Annotated in this window: 3 protein-coding genes and 2 pseudogenes; 4 read left to right on the top strand and 1 reads right to left on the bottom strand. The window is 69.3% G+C overall.

Annotation, left to right across the window (positions count from 1 at the left end):
* Nucleotides 1-214, top strand: a pseudogene (locus HMPREF0975_RS02735) (ABC transporter ATP-binding protein); the annotation flags it as partial.
* Between the two features lie 327 nt (nucleotides 215-541).
* On the top strand, nucleotides 542-4,216 hold the full coding sequence (locus HMPREF0975_RS02730) for a DUF4011 domain-containing protein (RefSeq protein WP_232212440.1): 3,675 nt from the start codon (nucleotides 542-544) through the stop codon (nucleotides 4,214-4,216).
* Nucleotides 4,217-4,319: 103 nt separating this feature from the next.
* On the opposite strand, the gene HMPREF0975_RS02725 is transcribed toward HMPREF0975_RS02730, so the two are convergent.
* The gene (locus tag HMPREF0975_RS02725) at nucleotides 4,320-5,579 is read right to left on the bottom strand and encodes an alpha/beta fold hydrolase (protein ID WP_009232594.1); all 1,260 of its coding nucleotides are present in this window, start codon (nucleotides 5,577-5,579) and stop codon (nucleotides 4,320-4,322) included.
* A 613-nt stretch (nucleotides 5,580-6,192) separates the two neighbouring features.
* Between HMPREF0975_RS02725 and HMPREF0975_RS02720 the strand changes: the two genes are divergently transcribed.
* Complete coding sequence (locus HMPREF0975_RS02720; RefSeq protein WP_009232593.1) at nucleotides 6,193-7,248, top strand: hypothetical protein; 1,056 nt, start codon at nucleotides 6,193-6,195, stop codon at nucleotides 7,246-7,248.
* Between the two features lie 174 nt (nucleotides 7,249-7,422).
* Nucleotides 7,423-7,686: pseudogene (locus HMPREF0975_RS16575) on the top strand (hypothetical protein); the annotation flags it as partial.

Raw genomic sequence — 7,686 nt, 5'->3', positions numbered from 1 at the left:
GTTGTCGGCCACCGTGCTGGCCTCGCGCCTGCGCCGTGGCCAGTGGGAGGTCGAGGTCGAGTTCGATCCCGAGCGGCTCGCCGAGCTGACTGGAGAAGCCGATGCTGACAGCGGCGGCAGTCCGGCCCGTGCCGCCGCCCTGGCGCGGCGCCCCCACGACGCCGGCGAGTCTGTCACCCTGCGCCTCGACCCCGCGCGCACCGCCCGGCTGTAAAGCACCGGGGCGGAGGCCCCGGCGTCGCGTTCGTACCTTAGATCGCGCGTTCGAGGGGTAGAGGGTACGACCGCGCGACCTACCCTACGAACGCGCGGAGGAAGGATGCCTGGGACGGGTGGTGTCGATCGTGTCGCAGCGCCGTTGTAATCTGCGCTCGTCGGCCGGAGCAATCCGCACCCCTGCCCGCATCGGCCGTCCACCGGCGGCCATCGGCGTCCCCACTGACGGGCCTGCGGTGCGCGGGGCTCCCGGATCGGTCAGGCCGACTCGGGCGAGCGGGTCGACGCACATCCCTCCAACCACCCATGAACCGCCATGATCCCCATGACCTCTGACAACCTCCCTCCCCAGCGGACCCCGAAGCGGGTCCGGGACTGGCAGAAGAGCCTGCTCGATCTCTCCCTGCGCAATCCCCTCATCAATCGCGTCTCCCGCCACGCCGTGGAGCTGCGCGTCCCACCGGCGCTCATCGGCGAGTTCGAGGACCTTGTCAATGACAAGGAATACATCACCCTCACCGCGGGACGACACCGGCCCGCGGGGCTGTCCGACGAGGACCTTCAGCAGGAGCAGGCCCGCGCGGACTCGCTCCTGAAAGAGCGAACCGTCGAGGTCGAGCTCACCGCCAACGAGCGTGTGCAGCGTCTCCAGGCCCTGGCCACTGGCGCCCGCACCGCCGTCGAGGAGACCGGCGCCAACAACCTCTACCTGGCCATCGGAACCCTGCAGTGGGACAGCGACGGCAGCCGCCTGCACTCCCCGCTCATCCTCATCCCGGTCAACCTCGAACGCACCGGAGACGACTTCAGGATCATCCTGGACGAGACGGGTGCTTCCACGCCCAACTACTCCTTCCTCGACCGCTTCGCTCGGGACACCGGCATCGAGCTCACCGAGCTGAGGAACCCGCGGCTCGACGAGCACGGCATCGACCTGCGGGCCACTCTCGACGGCGTGCGCGACCGCCTGCGGCGCGCCGGCTGGGACGACGTCGTCGCCCCCACAGTCCACTTGGGGCTGTTCCGCTTCTCCACCTACCGGATGTGGAAGGACCTTGAGGACCACTGGCCGACGATCGCCGCCAGCCCGCTGGTTGCCCATCTCATGGCGGGAGGGCGCCAGAACTTCGTGGACCCGGCGGGCTCGGCCGATAGGGACATCGACATCGACGAGGCGACCCAGAATCTGCCCCTGGCCGCGGATTCCACACAGGCCCGAGTCGTGGCCGACGCCGTCGCCGGACGCAGCCTCGTCGTCGAAGGGCCGCCCGGAACGGGCAAGTCCCAGACCGTCTCCAACCTCATCTTCCGGGCGCTGGCCACGGGCCGGTCCATCATGTTCGTCGCCGAGAAGAAGTCCGCCCTCGACGTCGTTGCCCGCCGCCTGCGCGAGGAGACCGGTATCGGCGACCTGCTGCTCAACCTGCACGACAACGGCATGAAGCCGACAGAGGTCCGCCGGGCACTGCGCCGCGCCCTGGCCCTGCGACGAGGAGAGCCCGGAGACGGCGTCGACGTCGGCACCGGTGAGGCGACCGGAGGCTCCACCCCGGCTGCGCTGCGCACCGAGCTGGCCAGGATCCGCACCGAGCTCGACGCCTACCGCCGCGGCCTGTACGAGCCGGCACCGGGCGGCCTGTCCTACAGCGGAGCACGAGAAGTGCTCGCCCAGCTCCGGGACTCCGGAGAATCCGGGGACTCCGCCGACTCTGCGGGCTCTACCACCGTCCAGGTCCAGGCCGCCCTGGAGGAGCGGGCCCGCGCCACCGGTCTGGACCGCTTCGACGCCGCTGCTCACAACCGGCTCATCGAACGCTACCGCAGTGCCTTGGACGAGCTGCGGGCGGCTCTGACACCTGAGCTGGTCGACGTCGTCCTGGCCCACCGAGACCGGATCCTGCAGGAGGCCGCCGCTCGCGCCGAGGGGCTGCGCAGCGAGCTCAACCGCCGTCGCAGCGCTATGAGCGTGCGCGAGTTGATGAGCGCCTACGGCGACCTCATCACCGCCCTGACGCCCTGCCTGCTCGTCTCACCCGACTCGGTGGCCCGGTTCTTCCCGGCCGACCGGCGCTACGTGGACATCGTCGTCTTCGACGAGGCCTCCCAGATCCGGGTGGCCGACGCCGTGGGCGCCATGGGGCGCGGCCGCAGCGTGGTCGTGGTCGGCGACCCCAAGCAGATGCCGCCCACCCCCGGCGCCGGCGAGACACGAGGGGGGCAGGCGTCCGAGGCCGACTCCATCCTCACCCGCTGCCTGGACAGCGGCCTGCTCCAGCACCGACTCACCTGGCACTACCGCAGCCGGGACGAGTCCCTCGTCGCCTTCTCCAACCGCCACTACTACGGCGGCCGGCTGCACACCTTCCCCAGCCCGCTGACGATTGCCGCCGGGGCCGACGACACCCCCGGCGGTCACGGCATCTCGCTGCGACGGGTCCGCGGCCGCTACTTCCGGCCCGAGGACCGCGCCCGGCACTCCAGTGCTTCTCCGAACACCAATCCGCTTGAGGCCCAACGCGTGGTGGAGGAGGTGCTCCGGCACGTCGAGGCCTGCCCCGACCGCCTGCCCTCGCTGGGCGTCATCACCTTCAACGATCGCCAGCGCGACCTCATCGAGGACAGCCTGCGCGAGGCCGCCTCGCCCCGGGTCATCGAGGCCCTCGACGCCCGCGACGGCCTGTTCGTCAGAAACCTGGAGAACGTTCAGGGCGAGGAACGCGACACGATCCTGTTCTCGGTGACCTTCTCGGCCAATGTGAGAGGCGACCTGCCACTGAACTTCGGGGTGCTCAACCACGCCGGCGGCGAGCGCCGCCTCAACGTGGCCATCACCCGGGCCCGCAGGCAGATCATCGTCTTCACCAGCTTCGACCCCCAGGACCTGCACGCCGAGCGGACCGCCTACCGGGGCGTCAAAGACCTGCGCGCCTACCTCCACCAGGCCGCCGAGGGACGGGCCCCGCGGGCTCTGCCCGCCTCGCAGAGCCCGCTCAGTTGGCACCGCCGTGAGATCGCCGGAGCACTGGAGGCGGCCGGGCTCGCGGTCCGCACCGGCGTTGGCCACTCCACCTTCGAGATCGACCTCGTCCTGGCGCGCGCCGACCAGCCAGACCGCCCCGCCGTGGCCGTCCTGCTCGACGGGTCGCAGTGGAACAGGCGGGAGGGCGTCGTCGACCGCGACCTGCTGCCGGTCGACGTCCTGCGCACCATGGGCTGGCAACGGGTCGAGCGGGTCTGGACGCCCGAGTGGCTCGCGGCCCCGCAGGCCGTCGTCGCCCGGCTCGTCAAGGCTGCCGGCGGTCACTGGACACCGCCGACACCGACGGCGGCCGTGCCTGAACCGCAGCACACCGGCCAGGCCCAGGACGTCGCGCCGCTCGCCGACGACGATGCTCGGACCGCAGTCCAGGACTCCGCCGATGCAGGCGGTGGCGATGCGATGGCGCCCGCCCCCGGTCCGCGGGCCCCGGGCGGCGAGTACACCGCCTGGAGCCCGGCGGGTGTGCGCCCCCTGGAGATCCTTGACCGGGCTGGCACTGATCCAGAGGCCAGGAAGGTGCTCGTCGAGGTCGCCACCGCCATCTGCCAGGTCGAGGCCCCGATCGCGCGGCGCCGGTTCTACGTCAAGATTTCCCGCGCCTTCGGACTGTCGCGAACCGTCAAGTCGCGCGAGGAGTCGATCAGGGTGGCCCTGGGGGAGGCCTTCGCCTACTTCGACGAGGACGGCTTCGTGTGGGCCTGCCGGGACGACGCGCTCGCGGCCCCGACCTACCGCCGTAACGCCCTGGACCATGTGGACTCCATAGAGGAGATCCATCCTCGTGAGCTGATGGGGCTCATGGCTCAGGCGCGTGCCAAGAACCCGGAGTGGGTCTCCCGGGAGGACCTGTTCACGTGGGCGCTCAAGCGTCTGAGCGCCAAGAAGCGCAGTCTCGGTGCGCGCGGGGTGTCGGAGGCGCTCACCCGGGCCCTTAAGGAGGCTGAGCGCGAGCAGTCGTAGCCCCGCTAGTGTGCCGAGCACGCCGCGTTCGTGCCTTAGGGTGCGCGTTCGAGGGGTAAAGGGTACGAATGCGAGACCTACCCTACGAACGCGCGGAGCCGCCTCAGGCCGACTCGGCGAAGGCCTGCCGCACGTGGTCGATGAAGAGCTCGTTTTCGGTCTGCCAGGGGTTGTGGCCCGAGTGCTCGAAGTAGACCAGCGACTTGCGCGGCGCGCTCAGCCGTGCGTAGTAGTCCTCCACCAGGCCGGCGGGCGCGTTGTAGTCGTAGCGGCCGTGAAAGATATGGATCGGGATCTGCTGTTCGGCCGCGTACTGGCGGAGGTCGATCGGGTAGAGCTTGCCGTAGAACGAATCGAAGGTCCGGTACAGGCCCCAGAAGAAAGACACCTTGTCGAGCAGGCCGTACTCGACCCCGTAGGGTCCGTCCATGGTGGAGAAGGTGGCGCCATGGAGCTGTCCGGTACGCGCCGACGTCCCATACAGGGGGGAGAGGTAGGCGTTCGTCTTGAGGGCGATGCCCGACTTGTAGGGCGGTGGTCCCTGCTCTTCGAGCTTGTCGACGAGTTTCCGGTCCCCGGTCCTCCGGGCGTCCTCGAGAGCCATCTGGTAGTCGATCCTCTCGGTCTCGAGGAAGTCGATCATCTGGCCCGTGCCGACGAAAGCCCGGTAGTACTCCGGGTGCTCGCGCGCCATCATGAGCCCCAGTGCCGAGCCCCATGACTCGCCCATGAGGTAGATGCGGTCCTGACCGAACTCCCGTCTGAGGATCTCAGTGACCGCGGCCCCGTCGGAGAGGTAGGTGTCGAGAGTGATATCCGCGGGGCTGATCGCGCTGTAGGACTTCGCCGCCCCCGGCTGCTCCCAGGTGACGACGACGTAGTCGCGCTCCAGGTCGGCGAAACAGTGACGGGCGGTCACCAGCTGTGAGCCTCCGGGCCCGCCGGAGAGGAACAGCAGGACGGGTTTGCTACGGTCCTGGCCGCGCAGGGACAGCCACTCAGTGCGGCCGTTGACGGTGACGGAGCGCAGCTCCGAGATCGGGTCGGGCCCCTCGACGGCGGGCGTGAAAGCCGTGACTTGCGACAGCGCCACCATGAGGATGAGGAGGGCGCCGGTCAGCAGCGAGATCTGCAGTGAGATGGCGGCCGCCGCGGCTGGGCGGTGCAGAAACGCTGTGACGATGCGGATGACCAGGGCCGCGAGGAGGCCCCCGAGCGTCACTACCGTGAGTGCGGCGGCTCCGTAGACCTCGCCCCGTGGGTCCTGGATGCGAAGCACGTGCTGGCGCAGGCAGACGTAGTAGATGATGAGGCCGAGGGCCAGGACTGACCAGATGATCATCGCCGTCTTGACATGAGACATGGCAACTGCGCCTTGGGTGCTTGACGACAGTGTCGGATAGAGGTCGAGGGGTGGTACCCGCGGACCGTTTCAGCCTATCGGTCTGGGTGGGGAGGCGCACCTGCTCTCGACCGCCATCCGTCCCGCCTGCTCCTCACGGCGTTCCCGCCAGGCCCGCCGTGGCTAGCGACTGCCTTCAGGCACCTGTCCCGTCAGCCCTGGCCGAGTCACGGCCAGATCACAACGGACGCCATGATCGGGCCATTGACACCAGCACCGACACTATGATCCTTGTCACTTGTCGACGCTTCTTGAGTTTCTCCACTTGGAGGGCGGCCCCGACTTTTCTCCGGCTCGGCGCCGCCGTTGTAGACAGTCGAGAAGCCATATCGTCGGAGGAATGGCAAGGGGGAGCCCTGCCCAGATTTTGGGCTCCGCGATTTCAAAAGATCACGATCAGGTCGCAGTTGAAGTCTCCAGTTGAGTAGCATCCACAGTGCTGGCAGCCGTGGGTGCCTTCTGCGCCAGGCTCGCGAGTCGGCGTCGTCGCCGGCACCGAGCCGCGCCCAGACAACCCCGGCAACCGGTGCCTTCCTCAGTAATACTCCCGATCCTCCACCGCAAGGAGCCTGACATGTCCGCCTACGTCCGCTACTACCGGCGGCTTCAGGCACTCACTCAGCGCCTGAGCACCTATCTGGACCGGTTGGAGGCCCGCGCCCGGGAGTTCGGTGTCAGCTCGGCCCGCACCGCGATGGAGATGCAGATCACCGACCCGGCCTCCGTCTCCGCCTTCCGCTCGGAGGTCGAGGCCCAGATCATGTTCCTGCACACCAAGGCCCAGCGGGTCTTCGCCAAGCACTTCGCCCCGTTCCTGGACATCGACGCCGACCTGTCCATCGAAGAGGATCGCCAGCTCTCCGCCCGCCTCCAGGAGGCGGCCAACCTCGTGGGCGGCTTCGAGGTGCGCCTGCGCAACATCATCGAGGAGGTCTTCGCCCCCGGCCGCGCCGAGCAGGCCCGCGAGGAGTGGAACCGGGCCATGACCGACTGGCGCCAGGCCCAGTTCTCCTTCACCTGCGACAAATGCGGCGACCCGGTGCCGCTGCCCGAGCTCTACCACATGCCGGTGTTCATCACCTGCCCGCGCTGCAAGTCGCGCGTGGCCTTCCAGCCGACCGAGGCCATGGCTGCCGCGCCCACCTGGGCCAAGGAGGTCGCCAAGACCACCTGTTACGCCGAATGGCAGAAGTCCGAGTCCGAGCAGTCCGCTGAGGAGGGCGTGGGCCTGGCCTTCTTCTACTACGTCGACTACGCCATCGCCCACCACCTCATGATGAACCGCCTGCTGCCCTTCTACGTGCGCTCCGAGGGCGGCCAGGACGCCCTACGCCGAGACGTGCGCAACGCGCTGGAGACGCGCACCCACCAGCTGCGCCCCGACGAGGTCTCCCCCCAGTACCACGCCATGGAGTACGTCAACTTCATGGGCGGCCTGGGCCGATCGGCCCAGATCCTCGGTCAGGAGGGCCTGACCGACCGGCGCCAGCTCATCCTTCAGACGGTGCGCGACATCATGCGCCCCGACGAGCCGCTGGCCCGCTCCATTCTGGACGACACCTTCACCGAAGAGCTGTGGAGCCAGCAGGCCCACGCCGCCGACCAGCTCTCCTGCGAGGTGCCCCGCTAACGTCCCCATCCTGCCGCCCGCCCGGCCTGGCCCGCCGGCACCGCGGACGCGGCCCGAGCCCGACGACGCTCCCAGAGATTCTCCGCCGAGTCCGTCGCTGAGCCCGTCGGCTCCTCAACTCTTCGCTCCCCGTGCGGCCCGCGGCCGCTCGACACCGCTCCCGAAAGGACCACCATGGTCGGCTTCCGCAAGAAGTCCCAAGACAGCTCTCCCGGCGCCAGGGCGGCCGGGCGAGGAGGCGCAGGCGCATCACAGCGCTCCCGCGGCTCGCGCACCGAGCCCACTTCGCGCACGGGGAAGGGACGGCGCGCCGCCGCCCGCCGGGGCTACAAGACGCCCGAGCAGATGGACTCGCGCTGCCTGACACTGGCCGAGTCGGCCTCCGGGGTATTGGGCCGCTCCTTGGATCAGGCGCTGGGACGGCTCCCGGACGGCCCG

Origin of the sequence: Actinomyces sp. oral taxon 849 str. F0330 (genome assembly GCF_000239715.1) — a bacterium.
In the GTDB taxonomy this organism is placed as follows: Bacteria; Actinomycetota; Actinomycetes; order Actinomycetales; family Actinomycetaceae; genus Actinomyces; species Actinomyces johnsonii.
The sequence above is the reverse complement of the archived record's forward strand: the minus strand, read 5'-3'. Positions and strand labels throughout refer to the sequence as shown.

Excerpts from the sequence above, each read along its gene's own strand:
- HMPREF0975_RS02730 (WP_232212440.1), top strand. The coding sequence starts at position 542 with ATGACCTCTGACAACCTCCCTCCCCAGCGGACCCCGAAGCGGGTCCGG.
- HMPREF0975_RS02725 (WP_009232594.1), bottom strand. The coding sequence starts at position 5,579 with ATGTCTCATGTCAAGACGGCGATGATCATCTGGTCAGTCCTGGCCCTC.
- HMPREF0975_RS02720 (WP_009232593.1), top strand. The coding sequence starts at position 6,193 with ATGTCCGCCTACGTCCGCTACTACCGGCGGCTTCAGGCACTCACTCAG.